Below are 24,032 nucleotides of genomic sequence, written 5' to 3' on the forward strand. Positions count from 1 at the left end.
AAAATATGATATACGATATAATTTTCTTAGGTGGAGGGCAAGCTGGGGTATTTGGCGCTTATGAGGCTATTCAAAAAGATAAGAACTTAAAAATTTTGGTTTTAGATAAGGGTAGAATGCTAACACAAAGAGTTTGTCCTAAAGAAAAATTAGGAGTATGTGTGAAATGTCCAACTTGTGCGATTATTTATGGAGTTTCTGGAGCAGGAGCATTTTCTGATTCAAAATTTAATATGGATTATAGAGTTGGTGGAGATGTTCACGTTTTAACAGGAAAAGCAATAGTAAATGAGACAATTCAGTATGTTGCTAATATCTATAAAGAGTTTGGATTTGATGAGAAGCCATCTGGTTTAGAATATAATCAAGTTATGCTGGATATAAAAAAAAGATGTATAGAGAATAACGTTCAATTGGTTGACACTCCAACAATGCACTTAGGAACTGATGGATCAAGAGAACTTTACACTAAATTGGTAAATTATCTTTTGGAGGTAGGAGTAGAGTTTATAACAGAGAGATCAGCAGAAGGATTGATTATCGAAAACTCAGAAATTAAAGGAGTGACAGCAACTAATAAAAAAGGAGAGTTAGAGACATACCTTGGGAAAAGTGTTGTACTTGGTTTAGGAAGAAGTGGAGCTAAGAAATTGATGGAGATGTGTGAAATTTCAGGAGTTGCTTACGAAACTGGAGCGGTAGATTTGGGAGTGAGAGTTGAAATTCCTGATTTAGTAATGAAAGATATAAATGAAAACTTCTATGAGGCTAAAATGATTTATCATACAACAAAATATAGAGATAAAATGAGAACATTCTGCTCAAATCCAAGTGGATTTATTGCTGCTGAAAAGCATAGTGATGATGTGGTTTTAGCAAATGGTCACGCATATAAAGATAAAAAATCTCAAAATACAAATTTAGCATTACTGTGTACAAAAACGTTCACACAACCGTTTAAACAACCATTTGAATATGCAACTGCAATAGCTAAAATGTCTTCAATGTTAACTGGAGGGAAAATTTTAGTTCAATCTTATGGTGATTTGAAAGTTGGAAGAAGATCCACTGATGAGACAATAGCTAGATTAAATATAGTGCCAACAACAGAGGATTATGTTGCAGGAGATATTTCATTAGCTTGTCCAAAAAGAATATTAGATAATATTATTGAATTTATAGAGGTTCATGATAGGATAACACCAGGATTTGCATCGAGTGATTTACTTCTATATTTCCCTGAAATAAAGTTTAGAAGTACAAGAATAACAATAGATGGAAATATGGAAACAAATATTAAGGGATTATATGCTGCAGGAGATGGTTCAGGATATGGAAGTGGACTTAATATAGCTGCTGTAATGGGGATTTTAGCTGTAAGACATATAATTTCTAAATAAATTGGAGGAAACAATGGGATTTTTTAATAGATTTTTTGGTAAAAAAAAGGATGAGAAAATAGAACATGAGTTGAACGAAATAGAACAAGAGTCTATTGAAGAGGAACTAGAGGTTATTCATTCTCAAAAAGAACAAGAACTTGAAGAAGAAATCAAAATTGATGAAATAGCAAAAAAAGTTATTGAAGAAGAAAAAAAAGTAGAAGATGAGATTCAAAATGAGGTTATAACTATTGAAAAACCAAAAGTTGAAAAAAGAAGTATCTTTGATTCTTTAAAAAAGAAGCTTTTTAAATCTAGAGAGGGTTTATTTGGAACTTTAAAAAATATTTTTACAGGAAAGTCAATAGTGGATGGAGAGATGTATGAAGAGTTAGAAGATACATTAGTTCAATCAGATATAGGTATTGAAATGACTTTGAAAATTGTAAAAGATTTAAAAGCTGAAGTTAAATCTAGAGGAGTTAAAAATCCTGAAGATGTATATCCTGTTTTAAAAGATGTTTTAGAGGGATATCTAATAAATGAAAATGTACCTTTGGATATTCAAGCTGGAAGAATGAATGTAATTTTAGTGGTAGGTGTGAATGGAGTTGGAAAAACAACTACTATTGGGAAAATTGCGTCTAAGTATGTTAAAGAAGGTAAAAAAGTTATAGTTGGTGCGGCCGATACATTTAGAGCAGCTGCGGTTGAACAGTTAGAGGAGTGGACAAAAAGAGCAGGCGCTGAGATAGTGAAACTTCCCCAAGGAGCGGATCCAGGTGCAGTTGTTTTTGATACACTTCAAGCAGGAGAAGATAAAAAAGCAGATGTTGTTATAATAGATACTGCTGGAAGATTACATAATAAAAATAATCTGATGAAAGAATTAGAAAAAATAAATAATATTATAAAAAAGAAAATTGGAGATCAGCCATATGAATCAATACTAGTTATTGATGGAACAACAGGTCAAAATGGACTTGTTCAAGCTAGAGTATTCAATGAAGTTACAAATTTGACAGGGTTCATTGTAACAAAACTTGATGGAACAGCTAAAGGTGGAATTTTATTTAGTATTTCAGAAGAGTTAAAAAAACCTATCAAGTATATTGGGGTTGGAGAAGGTATAGAGGATTTAAGAGAATTTGATAGCAAAGAGTATATTCAAGCAATTTTTGATTAATCAAACTTAAAAAAAAAAGATTTTATGTTGTAAATATATATAAAATTTGTTAATATATATTTGAAAATTAGAAGTACTATTACAGTATGGGTTAAAATATAGCGTAAAAATTTTAATGAAAATCAAGGAGGATATAGAGTGAGTATCATAGTTCAAATTAAAGAAAAAGCAAAAACTTTAGGTAACAAAATAGTTCTTCCTGAGGCAACTGATGAGAGAGTAATCAAAGCAGCCGCAGGGGTAGTAGCAGAAAAATTAGCAGTTCCAGTATTGATTGGAAATGTAGAGATGATAAATAAATTTGCGGAAGAGTTAGGGGTATCTTTAGAAGGTGTTGAGGTTATTGATCCAAAAACATCTGAAAAATTAGCTTCTTATGTTGCAAAACTATGTGAGTTAAGAGCTAAAAAAGGTATGACACCTGAAGAGGCAGAAAAGGTATTGACAACAGATGTTAATTTCTTTGGTGCAATGATGGTAAAAATGGGAGATGTAGCAGGAATGGTTTCAGGATCAGACTCACCTACAGCAAACGTTTTAAGAGCAGGATTACAAGTTGTTGGAACTAAACCAGGATTAAAAACAGTATCTTCTGTATTCTTAATGGAGTTAAAGCATAATGTAGAAACTTATGGAGAAATCTTAGTATTTGGAGACTGTGCAGTAATTCCTGAGCCAACATCTGAGCAATTAGCAGATATCGCTTCTGAAGCTGCTGTTACAGCTGCCACAGTTGCAGGATTAGAGCCAAAAGTTGCATTGATGTCATTCTCAACAAAAGGATCAGCTAGACATGAATCAGTTGATGTTGTAAAAAGAGCTGGAGAAATCTTAAGAGAAAGAAATGCAGAATTTGCATTTGAAGAAGAGTTACAAGCAGATGCTGCACTAGTAGCTGCAGTAGGAGCTAAAAAAGCACCGAACTCAACAGTTGCAGGAAAAGCAAACGTATTGATATTCCCTAATCTAGCAGCAGGAAACATCGGATATAAATTAGTTCAAAGATTGGCAGATGCTGAAGCTTATGGTCCGTTAATTCAAGGATTGGCAGCTCCAATTAACGATTTATCAAGAGGATGTTCAGTTAAAGATATAGTTGATTTAACAGCTATAACATCAGCACAAGCTGGAAAATAATTAAGTTATAAAGCGGTGAGAAGCCAAAATCTTCTCACTGATAAAAAATAAAAAAATAAAAAATTAAGGTGGTAAATTAATGAAAGTTTTAGTTATTAACTGTGGTAGTTCATCTCTAAAGTACCAATTACTAAATCCTGAATCAGGAGACGTTTTTGCAATAGGGCTTTGTGAAAGAATAGGAATTGAAGGATCAAAAATGGAATATGAAACTCCAGCAAATGATTTTGAAATCAAAATAAATGAAGATATGCCAACTCATAAAGAGGCATTAAATTTAGTAATAAAAGCAATCACTAGTCCAGAGTACGGAGTGATAAAATCTGTAGAAGAAATAGATGCTATTGGACATAGAGTTGTTCATGGTGGAGAGAAATTCGCTTCATCAGTTTTAGTAACTTCAGAAGTTATGGCAGCTATGGAAGAGTGTTCAGAGTTAGCACCACTACATAACCCTGCAAACATTTTAGGAATTAAAACAATGCAAGAGTTAATGCCAGGAAAGCCAAACGTAGGTGTGTTTGATACATCATTCCACCAAACTATGCCAAAAGAAGCTTACATGTATGCATTACCATATGAAGATTATACAGAGTTAAAAGTTAGAAAATATGGATTCCACGGAACATCTCATAAATTTGTTTCAGGAATAGCAAAAGAATTATTAGGAAACCCTGAGTCTTCTAAAATAATCGTTTGTCATTTAGGAAACGGTGGATCAATCGCTGCTATTAAAGATGGAAAATGTATTGATACAACAATGGGATTAACTCCATTACAAGGAATTATGATGGGAACTAGATGTGGAGATATCGATCCAGCAGCAGTTTTATTCATAAAAAACAAAAGAGGTTTATCAGATAAAGAAATGGATGACAGAATGAATAAACAATCTGGAATCTTAGGAGTATTTGGAGAATCTTCAGATTGCAGAGATATGGAATTAGCAGCTGCAGCTGGAAATGAAAGAGCAATATTAGCAGAAGAGATGTTTGCTTATAAAATTAGAGGATACGTAGGAAACTATGCAGCTCAAATGGGTGGAGTAGACGCTATTTGTTTCACTGGTGGAATTGGAGAAAACTCTGGAAAAGCTAGAGGAGATGTATTGAAAGGTTTAGAGTTCTTAGGTGTTGAATTAGATAAAGAAGCAAACTCTAAAAGACAAAAAGGAAATGTTTTATTAACAAAAGAAACTTCAAAAGTAAAAGTATTCAAAATACCTACAAATGAAGAGTTAGTAATAGCTAGAGATACTTTCGAAATTGTAAATGAAACAAAGTAATATCGTAAAGTGTTTTAAAAATTAACATATTAGTCAGTAGTAAATTATATTTGGTTGAATTAGTTTAAAATTTTTTTTAAAAAATCAGAAGTTTAATTGACAAAATTTATCTTTATCCGTACAATAGAGGTAACGACAAAGTTAATTAAAAATTAGGGAGGACAATTCAAATGGCTAAAAAAATGCAAACAATGGACGGAAACCAAGCTGCAGCATATGCATCATATGCGTTTACAGAAGTGGCAGGAATCTATCCTATTACACCATCATCGCCAATGGCTGAATATACAGACGAGTGGGCAGCAAGAGGAATGAAAAACATGTTTGGAGTTCCAGTAAAAGTTGTTGAGATGCAATCAGAAGCGGGAGCTGCAGGAACAGTTCACGGATCTTTACAAGCAGGAGCTTTAACTACAACATATACAGCTTCACAAGGATTATTATTAAAAGTTCCAAATATGTATAAAATAGCTGGAGAACTGTTACCATCAGTTATTCATGTATCAGCAAGAGCTCTTGCTGCACAAGCTTTATCAATCTTTGGAGATCATCAAGATGTTTATGCAGCAAAGCAAACAGGATTTGCAATGTTGTTTGAAAGTTCAGTTCAAGAAATAATGGATCTATCTGGAGTAGCTCATTTAGCAGCTATCAAATCTAGAGTTCCATTCATGAATATATTTGATGGATTTAGAACTTCACATGAGATTCAAAAAGTTGAAGTGATAGATTTTGAAGTGTTCAAAAACTTAGTTGATATGGACGCTATAAAAGCTTTTAGAGAAAGAGCACTTAATCCTGAGCACCCAGTAACAAAAGGAACAGCTCAAAACGATGATATATATTTCCAAACTAGAGAAGTTCAAAATAAATACTACGATGCAGTACCTGCTATTGTAGCTAATTATATGGAAGAAATTTCTAAAGTAACTGGAAGAGACTACAAGCCATTTAATTATTATGGAGCACCAGATGCTGAGAATATTATAATTGCTATGGGATCAGTTTGTGAAACATTGATTGAAACAGTTGATTATTTAGTAGCAAAAGGGGAAAAAGTTGGAATTATCAACGTTCACCTATATAGACCATTCGCACCTGAGTACTTCTTTAATGTATACCCTAAAACAGTTAAGAAAATTGCTGTATTAGATAGAACAAAAGAACCAGGATCATTAGGAGAGCCATTATATATGGATATCAGAGGACTATTCTATGGAATGGAAAACGCTCCAATAATCGTTGGTGGAAGATATGGATTATCTTCTAAAGATACAACACCAGCACAAATGAAAGCTGTGTTTGATAATTTAAACCAAGCAGAACCTAAAAACGGATTTGTTGTAGGAATCGTTGACGATGTTACATTCAAATCGTTAGAAGTAGGACCACATATAGATACAGCTGCTGAAGGAGTAAGAGAATGTTTATTCTTCGGTCTGGGATCAGATGGAACAGTTGGAGCTAACAAAAACTCTATCAAAATTATTGGAGATAAAACTGATTTATATGCTCAAGGATACTTTGCATATGATTCTAAAAAATCAGGAGGATCAACAAGATCACACCTAAGATTTGGTAAAAATCCAATAAAATCAACTTACTTAGTTTCAGCACCTAACTTTGTAGCATGTTCTGTACCTGCATACGTAACTCAATACGATATGATAGGTGGATTAAAGCAAGGTGGAACATTCTTATTAAACTGTGTTTGGACTAAAGAAGAGGTTTTAGCTCACTTACCAAACTCATATAAGAAAGCATTAGCAGAGAAAAATGCAAACTTCTACATCATTGACGCTAACAAACTAGCTACAGAAATTGGATTAGGAGGAAGAACTAATACAATAATGCAATCAGCATTCTTTAAACTAGCTGACGTAATTCCATTTGAAGAAGCTCAAACTTATATGAAGCAGTATGCTGAAAAATCATACTCTAAAAAAGGTGACGCTATCGTAAAAATGAACTACGAAGCTATTGATAAAGGAGCGGGAGAATTAGTTAAAATAGATGTAGATCCAGCTTGGGCTAATCTAGAAACTAAAGAGGCAGAAGAGGCTAAAGGAGCATGTTCTTGTACAGGATGCGACTGTGGATCTTCAAAGTCAAAGTTAGAGAAATTTGTTGAGAAAATTGCTAAACCAATAAACGCTTTAAAAGGTGAGGATTTACCAGTATCAACATTCTTAGGATATGAAGATGGAACATTTGAAAACGGAACAACTGCTTTTGAAAAAAGAGGAGTTGCAGTAAACGTTCCAGAGTGGAAAGTTGAAAACTGTATTCAATGTAATCAGTGTTCATACGTTTGTCCACATGCAGTTATAAGACCATTCTTAATGACAGCTGAGGAAAAAGCGGCAGCACCAAATGAATTATTAACTAAAACTCCAATTGGAAAAGGATTGGAAGGTTTAGAGTATAAAATTCAAATTTCTCCTTTAGATTGTACAGGATGTGGACTATGTGCAAATGTATGTCCAGCTAAAGAGAAAGCATTAGTAATGGTACCAATCGGGCAAGAGGTTGAAAAAGGAGAGCAAGAAAATGCTGACTACTTATTCAACAAAGTTACATATAAAGATGATCTTATGCCAAAAACATCAGTAAAAGGATCTCAATTTGCACAACCATTATTTGAATTCCATGGAGCTTGTGGTGGATGTGGAGAAACTCCTTACATCAAAGCAATAACTCAATTATTTGGAGATAGAATGATGATAGCTAACGCTACAGGATGTTCATCAATATACGGAGGATCAGCTCCTTCAACTCCATACACAACAAATGCATGTGGAGAAGGACCATCTTGGGCTAACTCATTATTTGAGGACAATGCAGAGTTTGGATACGGAATGGCAATAGCGGTTGAAGCTATGAGAGATAGAATTCAAACAATAATGGAAGTAAATATGGATAAAGCAACTCCAGAAGTAGCTGGAATGTTTGCTGAATGGATTGAGAATAGAGCAAATGGAACTAAAACAAAAGAGATCAGAGATAGATTAGTTGCAGCTTTATCGGCTTGTGACTGTGAAATTGCAACTGAAATTCTTGAGTTAAAGCAATATTTAGTTAAGAAATCTCAATGGATATTCGGAGGAGACGGATGGGCTTATGACATCGGTTATGGAGGATTAGACCACGTTCTAGCTTCATCAGATGACGTAAACGTATTAGTTATGGATACTGAAATCTACTCTAACACTGGAGGACAAGCATCTAAATCAACTCAAACTGGAGCTGTAGCTAAGTTTGCTGCTGCTGGAAAACCTAATAAGAAGAAAGATCTTGCTGCAATAGCTATGTCTTATGGGCACATCTATGTTGCACAAGTTTCAATGGGAGCAAACCAAGCTCAATACTTAAAGGCAATAGCAGAAGCTGAGGCGTATCCAGGTCCATCATTAATAATCGCTTATGCACCATGTATCAGTCATGGTCTTAAGAGAGGAATGGGGAACAGTCAACTTGAAATGAAGTTAGCTACTGAGTGTGGATACTGGCCAATATTTAGATATAATCCTTTATTAGAGAATGAAGGAAAAAATCCTCTTCAAATAGATTGTAAAGAACCTAACTGGGATAAATATAATGATTACTTAATGGGAGAAGTTAGATATGCAACACTTGCTAAATCTCACCCAGAGCAATCAAAAGTATTATTCGAGAAGAATGAAAATGAATCTCAAAGAAGATGGAGACAATACCAAAGACTTGCATCACTAGACTTCACATCAGAAGCTAAGTAATTCTTTGAAATAGGGAGATAAGGTAGAAATACCTTATCTCTTTTTATATTAAAAACTTTTTTGTAAAAATGTATATAATTTGGTATAATTAAAAGTAGAAAAAACAAAAAGAAAGGGTGGGAAAATGAAGATATCCGTTGCTATGATAACCTTTAATGAGGAAAAAATATTGAGAAAAACTTTAGAATCTGTTAAAGGGCTAGTAGATGAAATAGTTATTGTAGACAGTGGATCTACAGATAAAACAGAAGAGATAGCAAAAGAGTTTGGAGCAAAATTTTTTGTAGAATCTTGGAAAGGGTATGGGCCTCAAAGAAATTCAGCTATTGATAGATGTCAAGGAGAATGGATTTTAAATATAGATGCAGATGAAGAAATTTCAAAAGATTTAGGTGAAAAAATAAGAGAAATAGTTATAAATTCAGAAGAGAAAAGAGAAGTTTTTAAAATAAATAGACTCTCTGTGTGTTTTGGAAAAGAGTTGAAACATGGGGGTTGGGGAACTTCTTATGCGATAAGACTTTTTAAAAAAGAAGCTGGAAGATTTAATGATAATACTGTACATGAAGCTTTTGAAACACAAAAAGAAATTTTTAAGATAAAAGAAGATATTTTTCATCATAGTTATTTAACTATGGAAGATTATTTTACAAGATTTAATAGATATACAACTGAGGGAGCAAAGGATTATTATAAAAAAGGAAAAAAAATCTCTATTTTTGATATAACGTTGAATCCTTTTTATAAATTTTTAAAAATGTATGTAGTTAGATTGGGATTTTTAGATGGAATAGAGGGATTTGTAATAGCTTCGACAAGTTCAATGTACTCTATGATAAAATATTTTAAATTGAGGGAGATGTATAAGAATGGATCATACATTCAAAAGAATAATAATTTCAAGAACCGATAAAATAGGAGATTTAATTCTTTCAATCCCCAGTTTTTTTATGGTAAAAAAAATGTTTCCAGAATCAGAGATAATTTTGCTTGTGAGAAGTTATAATTACAATATTGTAAAAAATCTACCATACATAAGTAGGGTAGTTCAAATAGATGACTATAGACAAAAAGAACTTTTAGAGAAGATTAGTTATTTTAAAGCAGATGTTTTTATAGCTTTATATGTGGATAAGTTTGTGATGCAGTTAGCTAAAGCAAGTAAAGCAAAAATAAAAATAGGACCACTATCAAAATTAAAATCTTTTTTTACATTCAATAAGGGTGTTTTTCAAAAAAGATCAAAATCTATAAAACATGAAGCGGAATATAATTTAGACTTGATAAAAAAATTAGATAAAAAAAGATTTGAAGAAGTTTTTGAAGTTAATACAGAGATATTTTTAGATAAATCAAACATAGATGCTGCAGATAAATACTTTAAAGATAACAATATTGGAAGTAAAGTATTAGTAGTGAATCCTTTTATGGGTGGATCAGCAAAAAATATAACAGATTTACAGTATGCAGAAATATTAAAAAAGGTAAAAAAAATAGTGAAAGACGTAGATATAATAATTACAGCTCATATTTCTGATGAGGAAAGGGGACTAAATCTATTGAAAGAAGCAGAAGAAGAAAGAGTTCATCTATATGCTAATGGAGGAGAACTCTTAAATATAGGAGCAATTATAGATAAGGCGAAAGTTTATTTTGGTGGATCAACAGGTCCTACACATATAGCTGCATCTCTTCAAAAGAGTATAGTTGCATTATATCCAAATAAGCCAACACAAAGCCCTATAAGATGGGGAGTTTTTAATGATGAAGATGTAACCTATATAATTCCAGATAAAGATAGCAAGAAAAAAGAGAATTATAAACATAAGAATTTTGATAATTACGATGAAAAAATAGAGGAAGAAATAGTGGATGAAATAGTTAAGAGATTGGAGAGATAAATGAAGGTTTTGATAATACACACAGCTTTTATAGGGGATATAGCCCTATCAACACCTCTTCTTAAAAGAGTAAAAGAGGTATATCCAAAAGCGAAAATAACGTATGTGACAACTCCTGTAGGGGCAAGTTTATTGAGGAATAATCCAAATATTACAGAGATTATTGAATATGATAAAAGAGGCGAACATTCGGGAATAAAAGGAATATTAGCTTTAGGAAGAAGACTTAGATACGAAAATTTTAATTTAGTTTTAACTCCACATAGATATTTGAGAAGTTCTTTTCTATCTTGGTTAACAAGATCTCCCAAAAGGATTGGATATGACATAGCAAGTGGGGCAAATTTTTTTACTAAAAAAATTAAGTATGATAAATTAAAACATGAGGTGGAACGATTACTTTCGTTTATGGGAGAGGTTCCGGAAGATTCAAAAGAAAGATATCCGATAGAGTTATATCCAAGCCAAAAAGATAAAGATAAAATAGATAAAATTTGGAATGACAATAATTTAGTGGGAGAAGATGTAATAGTGATAGCTCCAGGAAGCAAATGGTTTACTAAAAAATGGCCCTTGGAGTACTTTAATAAAACTATTAATTTGTTGTTGAGAGATAAAAAGAAGATAGTTGTTGTTGGTGGGAGAGAAGAGATGCTTTTAAACATAGAAAAAGCTTCTGAAATTATAGATTTAAGGGGTAAAACAACTCTTTTAGAATTGGCAGAAGTATTGAAAAAGTCAAAGGTTGTAGTGACTAATGATTCGTCTCCTATTCATATAGCATCCGCTTTCAAAGAGATACATATAATTGCAATATTTGGTCCAACTGTAGAGTCTTTCGGATTTTATCCATGGGGGTTAAATAGTGAAGTTTTAGAAAACAAAGAGTTGGAATGCAGACCTTGTGCAATTCACGGTGGGGATAAATGTCCGAAAGGTCACTTCAAATGTATGTTGAGTATAACTCCGGAAGAGGTTTATAAACAAATTATAAACTGCGTAAAGGGGGAGTAGTGGAAAAACTATATTGCCAAGAACAAAAAAATAAAGTGATATATGAGAGGATAAAAAGTAATTCTTTTAAATTATTAAAGACATTAAAAGATGATGAAAGAAGCAAAGTGCTTTTAATAGAGATAGATTCAAAAAAGCTAGTATATAAAATTCCAATTGAAAAAAATGAAAGAGTTTGGCAACGAATACTATCTATTTTTAGAGGAAGTGAAAGTGCACGAGAATACAAGAATTATATAAAAATATCTAAATTGGGATTTAAAGGACCCAGCCCACTTATTTATTGGGAACATAAAAAATGTGGAGTGATTGTGGATTCGTTTTTAGTAATGGAATATTTGGAAGGTGAAACAGCGAATTTATTGGATTTAGAATTAGTTGTAGAAGAGTTAAATAAAATTCATAAAAAAGGTTATCTTCATGGAGATTCACAGCTTTCAAATTTTATGGTGAAAAATTTGGAAGTCTATTTGATAGATGTTAAATTATCGAAAAATATCTATCTAAAACTAGGAGAAAAATATGAGTTTATATATTTAGAAGAGAGTTGTCATAAAATGATAGATGTGTACGATAAAACTGATTGGAGCTACAAATTGGCAAAAAGTTTAAATTCGTACCTTCATTGGTTAGGTAAAATTAAGAAAAAATTACGAAGAAAGGACAAATAAATTGAGAATTTTAGTTATAAGACTTAGCTCAATAGGAGACGTTATACTGACAACTCCCATACTTAAAGAGTTAAAAAATAAATACCCAGATATAATAATAGATTTTTTAGTTATGGATAGTTTTAAAGATTCTATTTTAGGGTGTCCATATATAGATAACTTGATTATTTTTAATAAAAAGAAAAATGATGGTCTGAAAAATATGCTGGCATTTGGAAAAGAGTTGAAAAAAAATAATTATGATTATATTTTTGATTTGCATTCAAAGGTGAGATCAAAAATAATAAGTAGTTCAATTGGTGGAAAAATATATACCTATAAAAAAAGAGGTCTATTAAAAACAATTTTAGTAAAAACTAAAGCGATTAAGTATCAAGTTGATAATACAATAGTAAAAAATTATTTCGGAGCATTTAAAGTTTTAGGAATAGAATATAAAGGGGAAGATTTAACTTTTTCTTTTACAGAGCAAAATTTAAACAAAGTAAAAAAATTAGGAATAAACTTTAAAGATGTACCTATGATTGCTCCGGGAGCTTCTAAAGAGACAAAAAAATGGACACAGGAAGGATTTGCACAATTGGCAAAACTCCTTTATAATAAATATGGGGAAAAGCCAATTATAATTGGTTCAGCTTCTGAAAATGAAATGTGTGAAAAGATAAGAGAGTTGAGTGGAGATTTAGCAATAAATTTGGCAGGAAAGCTCAGTCTAAAAGAAAGTGGTGCTCTGCTATCAGAGGCAAAATTTTTAGTGACGAATGACTCGGGACCATTTCATATAGCTAGAGGTGTAAAATGCCCAACATTTGTAATTTTTGGACCTACAAGTCCAGGAATGTTTGAATATGATAAGGACAATATATTGATCTATACTGAAGAAAAATGTTCTCCTTGTAGCTTGCATGGAGATAAAGAGTGCCCACAGAAACATTTCAATTGTATGAAAAATCTTACTGCTGAAAGAGTGATGGGGATTATAGAAAAAAACGGGAGGTAATAAAATGGCTAAAAAAGTATCTGAAACAACGGATAAATCAAAAGCGTTAGAAACAGCATTAAAACAGATAAGAAAAGATTTTGGAGATGGCTCAATTATGAAGCTTGGAGAAAATCAAGGAATGAATATTGAAATTATTCCAACTGGAAGTATAAACTTAGACATAGCACTAGGAATAGGTGGAGTTCCAAGAGGAAGAATTTTAGAAGTATATGGTGCTGAAAGTTCTGGAAAAACAACAATAGCCTTACATATTGTTGCAGAAGCACAAAAACTAGGTGGAGTAGCAGCTTTCATAGATGCGGAGCATGCATTGGATCCTGTTTATGCAAAAGCTTTAGGTGTTGACGTGGATGAATTGTTAATATCACAACCAGATTTTGGAGAGCAAGCATTAGAAATAGCGGATATGTTAGTTAGATCTGGAGCTATAGATGTAATTGTTGTGGATTCGGTAGCTGCTCTTGTACCAAAAGCAGAGATAGATGGAGAGATGTCTGACCAACAAATGGGACTTCAGGCTAGACTTATGTCAAAAGCTTTAAGAAAATTAACAGCATCAATTAATAAATCAAAAACAACAATGATATTTATAAATCAAGTTAGAGATAAAATAGGTGGATTTAGTTTTGGTCCTCAAACAACAACAACAGGGGGAAAAGCCTTGAAATTCTATTCATCTGTTAGATTAGAAGTGAAAAGAATTGGAAGTGTAAAGCAAGGTGAAGATATGATAGGAAACGAAACTGTTGTAAAAGTAACTAAAAATAAAGTTGCACCCCCATTTAAAGAAGCAAAATTCCAAATAATGTATGGTAAGGGAATTTCAAGAGTTGGAGAGATTATGGATATGGCTTTAGACAATGATATTGTTGCTAAATCAGGAGCTTGGTTTAGTTTTGGAGACATAAGACTTGGTCAAGGAAAAGAAAATGTTAAATTAAGACTTGAAAATGAGCCAGAGTTACTAGAAGCAATCGAACAAAAAGTTAACCAACTTTTAGAGAAAAAATCAATTGTTTTAAATGTTAATGAAGGAGATGAGGCTGAAATTGAGACTGAAGAGGGTATTGAAGAATAAATATCTCTTTGAAAACGGTCTGAATATAGGACTTAGCAACGAAATAATAAATGAATATGACTTAAAAAGGAGAGAGGAGCTATCTCAAGATGAATACTTAAAAGTATTAGAGTTAGCTGCTCTCTCTACTTCATATTTTTATTTAGCTAAAAGGGATTATACAAAAAAAGAGATATATACTAAACTGTTACAAAAATATTGGGAAAAAATTCCAGTACAAAAAGTTATTTTAATTTTAGAAGTAAAGGGATATTTAAATGACTTGGAGTTCGCTAAAAATTACGTGAAAAATAAAAAAGGTGGACGAAAAAAAATAGAATATGATTTGAAAGTAAAAGGGGTAAGTAGTGCAGATATAGAGGAAGCTTTAGGTAGTTATGAAAGTGAAGATGAACTTTTAGAACTCAAAAAAGCTTGGGAGAAATTAGGAAGTAGGGATGATCAGAAAAAAATAGCATCACTTATGAGGAAAGGATTTTCCTACAGTGACATAAAAAAAATACTTGCAGAAAAACAGGAGGAAGAATGTTAACACTAATCAAAGTTTCTTTAACAGCACTATTTAGTTTTATTTACATAACTCTTTTTAAAGCTAGAGGTGTGAAGAAGATGTCAGATGAAAAAGCGGCTTTAGAAGCGAGAAGGTTATTAAGAGGACTCTCTGAAAAAATAGTAAAATCAGCAAGTATCAACTTAGAAGTGAGATATTTAGATGAAAAAGCATATAGAAAAATAAAATTAGAAGATGGCGTTGTCATAGTTTCTAATCACGAGAGCAACTTAGATATACCTATCATAGTGTCAGCATTGGATATTCCTGTGGGGTTTGTGGCTAAAAAAGAGATGGAAAATTGGATGTTTTATTCAATGTGGATGAAAATGAGCAAATGTATATTTTTGGATAGATCAAATCCTAGAGAAGGAATAAAAAGTATTAGAAAAGCCGTGGATATAGTTAAACAAGGATATCCAACAGTTATTTTTCCTGAAGGAGAAAGAAGTGGAACTGGAGAAGTGGGGAGTTTCAAAAAAGGAAGCTTTAAGTTAGCAACTGAAACTAAGGGAATAATTCTTCCACTAACAATTGAAGGAACATTTTTTGTCCAAAATAGAAATAGTATAAAAATAAATCCAAATAAAAAAGTTACCTTAACTGTAGGAAAACCGATAGATATGAAAAAAATGAACATAGATAGAGATAAAAGTTTAAATGAATATGTTCGAGAAGTGATAGTTGCAGAGAAAGGTTGTAAAAACAATTAAATAATAACCACAAAATTAGTATAAAATTAATCGTCAAAAACTCGGGAAAAGTTTGACACTAGTTATTATTTGTGTTATAATCTCCTTGAAAATTAAGGTGAGCTTAACAGAGCTTATACTAAAAATATAATTGGAATATATGTGATGTATAATCCAAGCAGGAGGAGAAAAGATGGAAAACTTACAATCTTACTGGTCAGAATTCAAAGGAAGCTTATGGCAGAAAGAGATCAACGTTAGAGATTTCATTCAAAACAACTACACACCATACACAGGTAACGAAGAGTTCTTAGTGGGAGCTACTGAAAATACACAAGCTGTTTGGTCAAAATTAACAGAAATGTTTAAAGTTGAAATAGAAAAAGGTGTATATGATGCAGAGACAAGATACCCACAGTCAATCGATACTTATGGACCTGGATACATTTCGAAAGAGAATGAGTCAATAGTAGGACTTCAAACTGATGCTCCATTAAAAAGAGGAATCTACCCAAAAGGTGGATTAAGAATGGTACAAAACTCTCTAACTGCTTACGGATACGAAATTGATCCAATAACAACAGAGATTTTTAGTAGATATAGAAAAACTCACAACGAAGGAGTATTCTCAGCTTATACTGATGATATGAAAGCTGTAAGAAGATCAGGAATTGTAACAGGATTACCAGATGCTTACGGAAGAGGAAGAATAATAGGAGATTATAGAAGAGTAGCTCTATACGGAGTAGACAGATTAATCGAAGAAAGAAAATTCGAATTAAAAAAAGCTGAATGTCCAGAGTTAACAGAAGAAATAATCAGAAAAAGAGAAGAGATCACTGAGCATATAAGTGCTTTAAAATCATTTGTAAAAATGTGTGCTTCTTATGGATTCGATATTACTAAACCAGCAAAAAATGCTAAAGAAGCTGTACAATGGGTATACTTCGCTTACTTAGCAGCTACAAAAGATCAAGATGGAGCAGCAATGTCAGTTGGAAGAACTGCTACATTCTTAGATATCTTTATTGAAAGAGACTTAGCAAAAGGGTTAATCACTGAGACTGAAGCTCAAGATTTAATCGACCAATTTATCATAAAATTAAGAATAATCAGATTCTTAAGAACTCCAGAGTATAATGAGTTATTCTCAGGAGATCCTACATGGGTTACTGAAGCTTTAGGAGGAGAAGGAGTAGATGGAAGAACTCTTGTAACAAGAACAGCGTTCAGATACTTAAATACTCTTTATAACCTAGGACCAGCTCCAGAGCCAAATTTAACTGTACTATGGTCACAAAAATCACCAGCAGATTGGAAAAACTTCTGTGCAAAAGTATCGATTGATACATCAGCAATCCAATATGAAAATGATGATTTAATGAGACCTGATTTAGGTGACGATTATGGAATCGCTTGTTGCGTATCTCCAATGAAAATAGGAAAGCAAATGCAATTCTTTGGTGCTAGAGTAAACTTACCAAAAGCTTTACTTTATACAATCAACGGAGGAAGAGATGAAAAATCTGGAGTACAAGTTGCTCCTAAATTTGAAGGAATCACTTCTGAGTATTTAGATTTTGATGAAGTAATGGAGAAATATGACTTAATGCTAAAATGGTTAGCAGGAGTATATATTAACGCTCTTAAAGTTATCCACTATATGCATGATAAATATTCTTACGAGGCATTTGAAATGTCACTTCATGATGTAGATGTTCTAAGAACTCAAGCATCAGGAATCGCAGGATTATCTATAGTTGCAGATTCATTAGCAGCTATCAGAGATGCTAGAGTAAAAGTTATAAGAGATGAAAGAGGAATTGCTGTTGACTTCATAAGAGAAGGTCAATATGTTGCATTCGGAAACAATGATGATAACACAGATAAATTAGCTATAGAGATTATGGAAAAATTCATGAACTACATTAGAACTCATGAGACTTACAGAAACTCAAAAGCAACTCAATCTATATTAACAATAACTTCAAACGTTGTTTATGGAAAGAAAACTGGAACAACTCCTTGTGGAAGACCAGCAGGAACTCCATTCTCACCAGGGGCTAACCCAATGAACGGAAGAGATACAAGAGGAGCTGTAGCAGCACTTGCATCAGTAGCTAAATTACCGTTCCACCATGCAGAAGATGGAATATCTTATACATTTGCTATAACTCCAGGAGCTTTAGGAAAAACTAGAGAAGACAGAGTAGAGAACTTAGTAGGATTAATGGATGGATACTTCACAATGGATGGAGGACAACATTTAAACGTAAACGTATTTGATAAGGCTTTATTAGAGGACGCTATGGCTAACCCAGAGAAATATCCTCAATTAACAATAAGAGTATCTGGATACGCAGTTAACTTCGTAAGATTAACTAAAGAGCAACAGTTAGATGTTATCTCTAGAACAATAAACGGAAATATGTAATTAAAAAAGGATGTGCTAAGAAATGATAAAAGGATTTATACACTCACATGAAAGTTTTGGAACTGTTGATGGACCAGGTATAAGATATGTGGTATTCACTCAAGGATGTCCTCTAAGATGTAAATATTGTCATAATTGTGATACTTGGAAAAAAGAGGATGCAAAATTTGTTGAGACTCCTGAAAAAACATTCTTAGAAATCTGTAAATATAAAAACTTTATAAAAAAAGGTGGAGTGACGGTAACCGGTGGTGATCCGTTAACTCAACCTGAATATGTGAAGGAACTATTGAAGCTTTGTAAAAATGAGGGAATACATACAGCAATAGATACGTCGGGGTATTTATTTAATGATAAAGTCAAAGAAACTTTAGCGTATACAGATCTTGTTTTGTTAGATATAAAATCAATAGATCCTGATCAATATAAAGAATTAACTGGTGTTGAATTAGCTCCAACTCTTAAATTTGCAGAATATTTAAAAGAGATAGGGAAACCAATGTGGGTAAGACATGTTGTTGTTCCAGGAATCACTGATAATGATGAGTTGTTAGAAAAATTAGCAGATTATTTAAAACAATTTGATAATTTAGAAAAGGTTGAAATTTTACCATATCATTCTCTTGGAGAGTATAAATGGCAAAAAATGGAGATGGAATACCCATTGAAAGGTGTACCTCAACTTTCAGCAGATAGACTTGAAAATGCAAGAAATATTTTTAAGAGTAGAGGACTGTCGGTTAAGTAAATAGAGTTATAACTACCTTGGAATCGTAATGGTTTTAAGGTAGTTTTTTTATATTTTTTATGTAAAAAATATGATATAATCTAAATAAAAAAGGAGAGTGTCTATGATTATATTGGGGATAGAAACATCTTGTGATGAAACGTCAATCGCTGTTTTAAAGGATGGAAAAGAGGTCTTGTCAAATAATATCTCTTCACAAATAGATATTCATAAAGAGTATGGAGGAGTAGTTCCTGAAATAGCATCAAGACATCATATAAAAAATATAGCCACAATTTTAGAAGAGAGTCTAGAAGAGGCTAAAATAACAATGGAAGATGTTGATTATATAGCAGTTACTTATGCTCCTGGTCTTATAGGTGCTTTATTAGTTGGGATATCTTTTGCAAAAGGATTAGCATATGGTCATGATATTCCACTTATTCCAGTCCATCATATAAAGGCACATATCTATGGAAATTTTATAGAGCAAGATGTAGAGCTACCTTGTATAGCATTAGTTGTGTCTGGAGGACATACAAATATTGTATACATAGATGAAGAACATAATTTTATAAATTTGGGAGCCACTTTAGATGATGCAGTTGGCGAAAGTTATGATAAAGTAGCTAGAGTTATGGGAATTGGATATCCAGGTGGGCCAGTTGTAGATAAGTTGTATTATAAAGGGAATAAAGATGCACTGAAAATACCAGAACCAAAGGTTGACGGATATGACTTTAGTTTTTCAGGTATAAAAACATCAATAATAAATGCTGTGAATAAAGCCAGAATGAAGGGCGAGGAATTTAAGCCAGAAGATTTATCAGCATCATTTCAAAGTAAGGTTGTAGATATTCTTTGTAAAAAAACTTTGAAAGCTGTTCAAGATAAGGGTGTAAAACAGATAGTTATTGCTGGTGGAGTTGCGGCTAATTCGTTACTGAGAAGCGAACTTACAGAAAGAGCAAAGCAGATAAATGTTAAAGTAGCGTTTCCTTCAATGTCTTATTGTACGGATAATGCGGCTATGATTGCAGAAGCTGCATACTATAAATTGAAATATGGTAAAGGGCAAATATTTGCTGATTTAACACTGAATGGAAAGGCAACACTGGATATAACAAAAGATTAAAAAATACCCCAAAATTTTGGGGTATTTTAAATTTTATGGTATAATTTAAGCAATAACGAGTGATGAGGTGTATTTATGATAGTCCAAATATTTGGGAAGAAGAGTTGTAATGATACAAAAAAAGCTCAAAGATTTTTTAAAGAGCGTGGAATAAAAACTCAATTTATAAATATTTTAGAAAAGGAAATTTCAGAGGGCGAATTAAAAATTATAACAAATAAATTCGATTTGGAAGATTTATTAGATAAAGATGGAAATGAATATAAAAAAAGAAATCTAAACTATATGGTTTATGATGTAAAAGAGATATTGGTTGAATACCCTGCACTTTATAGGACACCTATTGTAAGATTTAAAAATAAAGTAACTTTAGGAAATCAGCCTATAATTTGGAAAGAGTGGGAAGTAAAGTAGCTGGTTATGCCAGCTATTTTACATTGAAAAACTATTGAAAATATGGTAAAATTTTTAGATAGTAATATATATAGTGGAGGTAAAATGAAGATATATATCGCTCCTTTAGCAGGAGTTACAGACTATACATTTAGAGGACTTCTAGATGAATATAAACCAGATTTAATGTTTACAGAAATGGTTAGTATAAATGCTTTAGAGATGGAAAATGAAAAAACTTTAAATCAGATATTGAGAATTAGAGATGGTGAAGCTGTTCAAATATTTGGTAAAGATATAGATAAAATGGTTCACAGTGCAAAGTACATAACAGAAAAATTAGGAGTTAAACATATAGATGTAAATGCAGGGTGTCCTGTAAATAAAATAATAAGAAACGGCTACGGAGCTGCTCTTTTAGAAGAGCCAGATCATATAAAAAGAATTTTATGTGAAATACGAGAAAATATAGCTGATGATGTAGACCTTTCTTTAAAAACAAGAGTGGGTTATAAAGGTCTGAAGCAGCATAAGTTGGTGGGGAAAATAGCTCAGGAATCAGGCTGTAAGCATATAACAATACACGGAAGAACAAGAGAACAGATGTATAGTGGGAAAGCGGACTGGGAGCTAATCAAAGAAGTAAAAGAGAGTATTGATATAGAGGTTATAGGAAACGGAGATATATTTACCGCTGAAGATGCCTATGAAAAAGTGAAGTATTCAGGTGTAGATGGAATAATGCTGGCTAGAGGGATTTGTGGTAATCCATGGCTAGTTCAACAAATAAGAGAGAAGTTTGAGTTAGGTGAAGTTAAAACAGAGGTGACGTCTGAAGATAGACTTAATATGGCTATAAAACATACACTTCAAGCAAAGTTAGATAATCCTAATAAAGTTTTTCTTTTTGAACTTCGTAAACATTTATGTTGGTATTTAAAAGGTATGAGAAATGGAGCAGCTTTAAAAAGTGCAATCAATTTGATTGATAGTTATGATGAATTAGTAAAATTACTAGAGAGAGCAAAAGAGAATTTATAGTTGAGGAGAAGTGATTTTTTGGCAGGAGATACGCCGTTAATGGCACAATATAAAGAAATAAAAAAACAAAATAAAGAGAGTATATTATTTTTTAGACTTGGCGATTTTTATGAGATGTTTTTTGAGGATGCAGTAATTGCATCTAAAGAATTAGGATTAACATTGACAAGTAGAAATAAGGAAAAAGATATAGAAGTTCCTTTAGCGGGAATACCTTATCATTCGTCTTCTGCATATATAGGTAAACTTGTTGCTAAGGGATATAAAGTTGCTATTTGTGAGCAGGTAGAAGATCCTAAAGTGGCAAAAGGAATTGTAAAAAGAGAAGTAGTGAGAGTTGTAACTCCTGGAACTATAATAGATACAGAATATTTAGATGAAAAAAGTAATAATTACTTGATGGGAATTGTTTTAAAAAAGGATATAATTGGTATTTCGTATATAGATATAACAACTGGAGAGTTTGTGGCGACTGAAAGTAAAAGAACAGAGGATTATGTTTATAAAATTTTGGGAGAGATAAATAAAATTTCACCGAGAGAGATAATAGTTGATGAAAACTCATATATTTTATTGGAAGGGGAGCTAAAACAATTTGCTCAATCGAATAGAATAAATATAAATTCAGCATTGAAAGTAAAAAAAAGTGATGAATATTTAAAAAAATATTTTAAAGTGATATCTTTAGAGAGTTTTAATTTAAATGGTAAAGATGCGGCAATTGATTCTTCTGCAATGGTTTTGGATTATGTATTGGAGTTACAAAAAGGAAACGAAATACCGGTAGATAAACTTATATATTCAGGTAGTGAAAATGTGATGGAACTGAATCTTACCACTCAAAGAAATCTCGATATAGTTTCGACAAGTAGAGAAAGTGGTGTTTTAGGGACATTGCAGTGGGTTTTAGATGGATGTAAAAGTTCTATGGGAAGTAGATTGTTAAAGCACTTCTTAAAAAATCCAATAACATCGAAGGAATTGATTCTAGAAAGACAAGAAAATATAGATTTTTTTTATGAGAATGTTCTTTTGAGAGAGGAATTGAGAGAAAAATTAAAAGATATTTATGATATTGAAAGAATTATTGGTAAATTAATTTTAGGTAATGAAAATGGAAGAGATTTAGTGGCGTTAAAAACATCTATTTTAAATGGATTAGAAATATATAAAATACTAAAAGGAAATCCAATTTTTGAGATATCAACAGATAGGCTTATTGAAGCATACAATTTGATAGAAGTGGCTATAAAAGATGATGCTCCATTTTCTGTACGAGAGGGTGGAATCATTAGAAGTGGTTATAGTTCAGATTTAGATGAACTTCAAAATATCTCTAAAAATGGAAAGGATACTATTTTAGAGATTGAAAATCGCGAGAGAGAGCGAACTGGAATAAAGGGATTAAAAATCAAATACAATAAAGTTTTTGGTTATTTCATAGAAATTACAAAAGCTAATATCCATTTAGTTCCAGAAGATTATATAAGAAAACAAACTTTAGCAAACGCAGAAAGATATATAGTGGATGATTTAAAAGTGTACGAAGAAAAGGTTTTAAATGCTAAAGATAAAATAGAGAGCTTAGAGTATTATCTATTTAAAGAGTTGTCACTGAAGATAAAAGAATATAAAAATGAGCTACACGATTTAGCATATAAGCTTGCATATTTAGATGTGATATCAAATTTTGCACATATTTCTACAAAAAATGGTTATATAAAACCTGAAATTGTTGAAACAGGAGAATTGGAAATTATAGGTGGAAGACATCCAATTGTAGAACAACTAGTGGGAAGAGAGAAATTTATAAAAAATAGCGTAGTTTTAAGTGATGAAAAAAATCTGATAATTTTAACAGGACCAAACATGTCTGGAAAGTCAACTTATATGAAACAGATAGCGTTGATTTTAATTATGGCTCATATGGGCTGTTATGTTCCAGCAGAATATGCTAGAATAGGGATAGTTGACAAAATATTTACTAGAATTGGGGCTAGTGATGACTTGGTGACAGGGCAATCAACATTTATGTTAGAGATGAGTGAAGTGGCTAATATTGTGAACAGTTCGACTAAGAACTCATTTATAATTCTAGATGAGATAGGAAGAGGAACATCAACATTTGATGGAATTTCAATAGCAACTGCAATAACAGAATATATTCATGATAATATTCAGGCTAAAACAATTTTTGCGACGCATTACCATGAGTTAACTCAATTAGAATCAAAGTTAAAAAAATCTGCTAATTTTAGAATAGAAGTTAAAGAGGATGAGAAGGAAATAACTTTTTTAAGGGAGATTGTAAAAGGTGGAGCAGATAAATCCTATGGAATTGAGGTGGCAAGATTGGCAGGTCTTCCAAAGGAAATATTGGATAGAGCAAGAGAGATGCTAAAAGTTTTAGAAGATAGAAAAATGATAATTGAAAAAAAAGTAAAAAAAGAGCAGTTGATACTTTTTGGTAATTTTGAAGAACAAGTTCAAGAAAAAAATATACCAGAACCTAGAGAAGAAGTAAAAGAGTTAGAAAATGAGGAAAAAATAGCGATTAGATTATTAAAAGAGGTGGAACTTGATAAAATGACACCTTTAGATGCTTTTTTAAAGCTTAATGAATTAAAACGTATCTTAAACTAGGAGGG

19 protein-coding genes are annotated in these 24,032 nt (G+C 32.1%); all 19 read left to right on the top strand.

The window, feature by feature from the left end:
- Positions 1 to 5 precede the first annotated feature (5 nt).
- The 19 genes from Q0V67_RS02790 (at position 6) to mutS (ending at position 24,027) form a co-directional block, all read left to right on the top strand.
- On the top strand, positions 6 to 1,400 hold the full coding sequence (locus Q0V67_RS02790; protein ID WP_297596839.1) for an NAD(P)/FAD-dependent oxidoreductase: 1,395 nt from the start codon (positions 6 to 8) through the stop codon (positions 1,398 to 1,400).
- Positions 1,401 to 1,413: 13 nt separating this feature from the next.
- Complete coding sequence (gene ftsY / locus Q0V67_RS02795) at positions 1,414 to 2,568, top strand: signal recognition particle-docking protein FtsY (protein ID WP_297596841.1); 1,155 nt, start codon at positions 1,414 to 1,416, stop codon at positions 2,566 to 2,568.
- A gap of 138 nt (positions 2,569 to 2,706) precedes the next feature.
- Positions 2,707 to 3,705 (top strand): phosphate acetyltransferase, encoded by a 999-nt coding sequence (gene pta / locus Q0V67_RS02800; RefSeq protein ID WP_297596843.1) that lies wholly within the window; start codon positions 2,707 to 2,709, stop codon positions 3,703 to 3,705.
- Positions 3,706 to 3,784: 79 nt separating this feature from the next.
- Positions 3,785 to 4,990, top strand: coding sequence for an acetate kinase (locus tag Q0V67_RS02805; RefSeq protein ID WP_297596845.1), 1,206 nt, complete (start codon positions 3,785 to 3,787; stop codon positions 4,988 to 4,990).
- Between the two features lie 170 nt (positions 4,991 to 5,160).
- Complete coding sequence (nifJ, locus tag Q0V67_RS02810; RefSeq protein WP_297596847.1) at positions 5,161 to 8,745, top strand: pyruvate:ferredoxin (flavodoxin) oxidoreductase; 3,585 nt, start codon at positions 5,161 to 5,163, stop codon at positions 8,743 to 8,745.
- 124 nt (positions 8,746 to 8,869) lie between these two features.
- On the top strand, positions 8,870 to 9,658 hold the full coding sequence (locus tag Q0V67_RS02815) for a glycosyltransferase family 2 protein (protein WP_297596849.1): 789 nt from the start codon (positions 8,870 to 8,872) through the stop codon (positions 9,656 to 9,658).
- Entirely contained in the window at positions 9,615 to 10,646 is a 1,032-nt protein-coding gene (locus Q0V67_RS02820) for a glycosyltransferase family 9 protein (RefSeq protein WP_297596851.1), read from the top strand. The genes Q0V67_RS02815 and Q0V67_RS02820 overlap by 44 nt, the downstream gene beginning before the upstream one ends.
- Complete coding sequence (locus tag Q0V67_RS02825) at positions 10,647 to 11,660, top strand: glycosyltransferase family 9 protein (RefSeq protein ID WP_297596853.1); 1,014 nt, start codon at positions 10,647 to 10,649, stop codon at positions 11,658 to 11,660.
- Entirely contained in the window at positions 11,660 to 12,331 is a 672-nt protein-coding gene (locus tag Q0V67_RS02830; RefSeq protein WP_297596855.1) for a lipopolysaccharide core heptose(II) kinase RfaY, read from the top strand. The genes Q0V67_RS02825 and Q0V67_RS02830 overlap by 1 nt, the downstream gene beginning before the upstream one ends.
- 1 nt (position 12,332) lies before the next feature.
- A complete protein-coding gene (locus Q0V67_RS02835) occupies positions 12,333 to 13,331 on the top strand; it encodes a glycosyltransferase family 9 protein (RefSeq protein WP_297596857.1) in 999 nt (332 codons plus the stop codon).
- A 4-nt stretch (positions 13,332 to 13,335) separates the two neighbouring features.
- Positions 13,336 to 14,412 carry a recombinase RecA gene (recA, locus tag Q0V67_RS02840; protein ID WP_297596859.1) on the top strand — a complete coding sequence of 359 codons (1,077 nt, stop codon included), beginning with the start codon at positions 13,336 to 13,338 and terminating at the stop codon, positions 14,410 to 14,412.
- Complete coding sequence (locus Q0V67_RS02845) at positions 14,402 to 14,944, top strand: RecX family transcriptional regulator (protein WP_297596861.1); 543 nt, start codon at positions 14,402 to 14,404, stop codon at positions 14,942 to 14,944. The genes recA and Q0V67_RS02845 overlap by 11 nt, the downstream gene beginning before the upstream one ends.
- Positions 14,938 to 15,675, top strand: coding sequence for a 1-acyl-sn-glycerol-3-phosphate acyltransferase (locus Q0V67_RS02850; protein ID WP_297596862.1), 738 nt, complete (start codon positions 14,938 to 14,940; stop codon positions 15,673 to 15,675). The genes Q0V67_RS02845 and Q0V67_RS02850 overlap by 7 nt, the downstream gene beginning before the upstream one ends.
- A 172-nt stretch (positions 15,676 to 15,847) precedes the next feature.
- The gene (pflB, locus tag Q0V67_RS02855) at positions 15,848 to 18,088 is read left to right on the top strand and encodes a formate C-acetyltransferase (protein WP_297596863.1); all 2,241 of its coding nucleotides are present in this window, start codon (positions 15,848 to 15,850) and stop codon (positions 18,086 to 18,088) included.
- A 22-nt stretch (positions 18,089 to 18,110) separates the two neighbouring features.
- A complete protein-coding gene (gene pflA / locus Q0V67_RS02860) occupies positions 18,111 to 18,836 on the top strand; it encodes a pyruvate formate-lyase-activating protein (RefSeq protein WP_297596864.1) in 726 nt (241 codons plus the stop codon).
- Between the two features lie 103 nt (positions 18,837 to 18,939).
- On the top strand, positions 18,940 to 19,950 hold the full coding sequence (gene tsaD / locus Q0V67_RS02865; RefSeq protein WP_297596865.1) for a tRNA (adenosine(37)-N6)-threonylcarbamoyltransferase complex transferase subunit TsaD: 1,011 nt from the start codon (positions 18,940 to 18,942) through the stop codon (positions 19,948 to 19,950).
- 75 nt (positions 19,951 to 20,025) lie between these two features.
- Positions 20,026 to 20,364 carry an ArsC/Spx/MgsR family protein gene (locus tag Q0V67_RS02870; RefSeq protein ID WP_297596866.1) on the top strand — a complete coding sequence of 113 codons (339 nt, stop codon included), beginning with the start codon at positions 20,026 to 20,028 and terminating at the stop codon, positions 20,362 to 20,364.
- A gap of 84 nt (positions 20,365 to 20,448) precedes the next feature.
- Positions 20,449 to 21,384 carry a tRNA dihydrouridine synthase DusB gene (gene dusB, locus Q0V67_RS02875; protein ID WP_297596867.1) on the top strand — a complete coding sequence of 312 codons (936 nt, stop codon included), beginning with the start codon at positions 20,449 to 20,451 and terminating at the stop codon, positions 21,382 to 21,384.
- 18 nt (positions 21,385 to 21,402) lie between these two features.
- Positions 21,403 to 24,027, top strand: coding sequence for a DNA mismatch repair protein MutS (gene mutS / locus Q0V67_RS02880; RefSeq protein WP_297596869.1), 2,625 nt, complete (start codon positions 21,403 to 21,405; stop codon positions 24,025 to 24,027).
- Positions 24,028 to 24,032: the final 5 nt, after the last annotated feature.

This window comes from uncultured Cetobacterium sp., from assembly GCF_947072685.1.
GTDB lineage: Bacteria > Fusobacteriota > Fusobacteriia > Fusobacteriales > Fusobacteriaceae > Cetobacterium_A.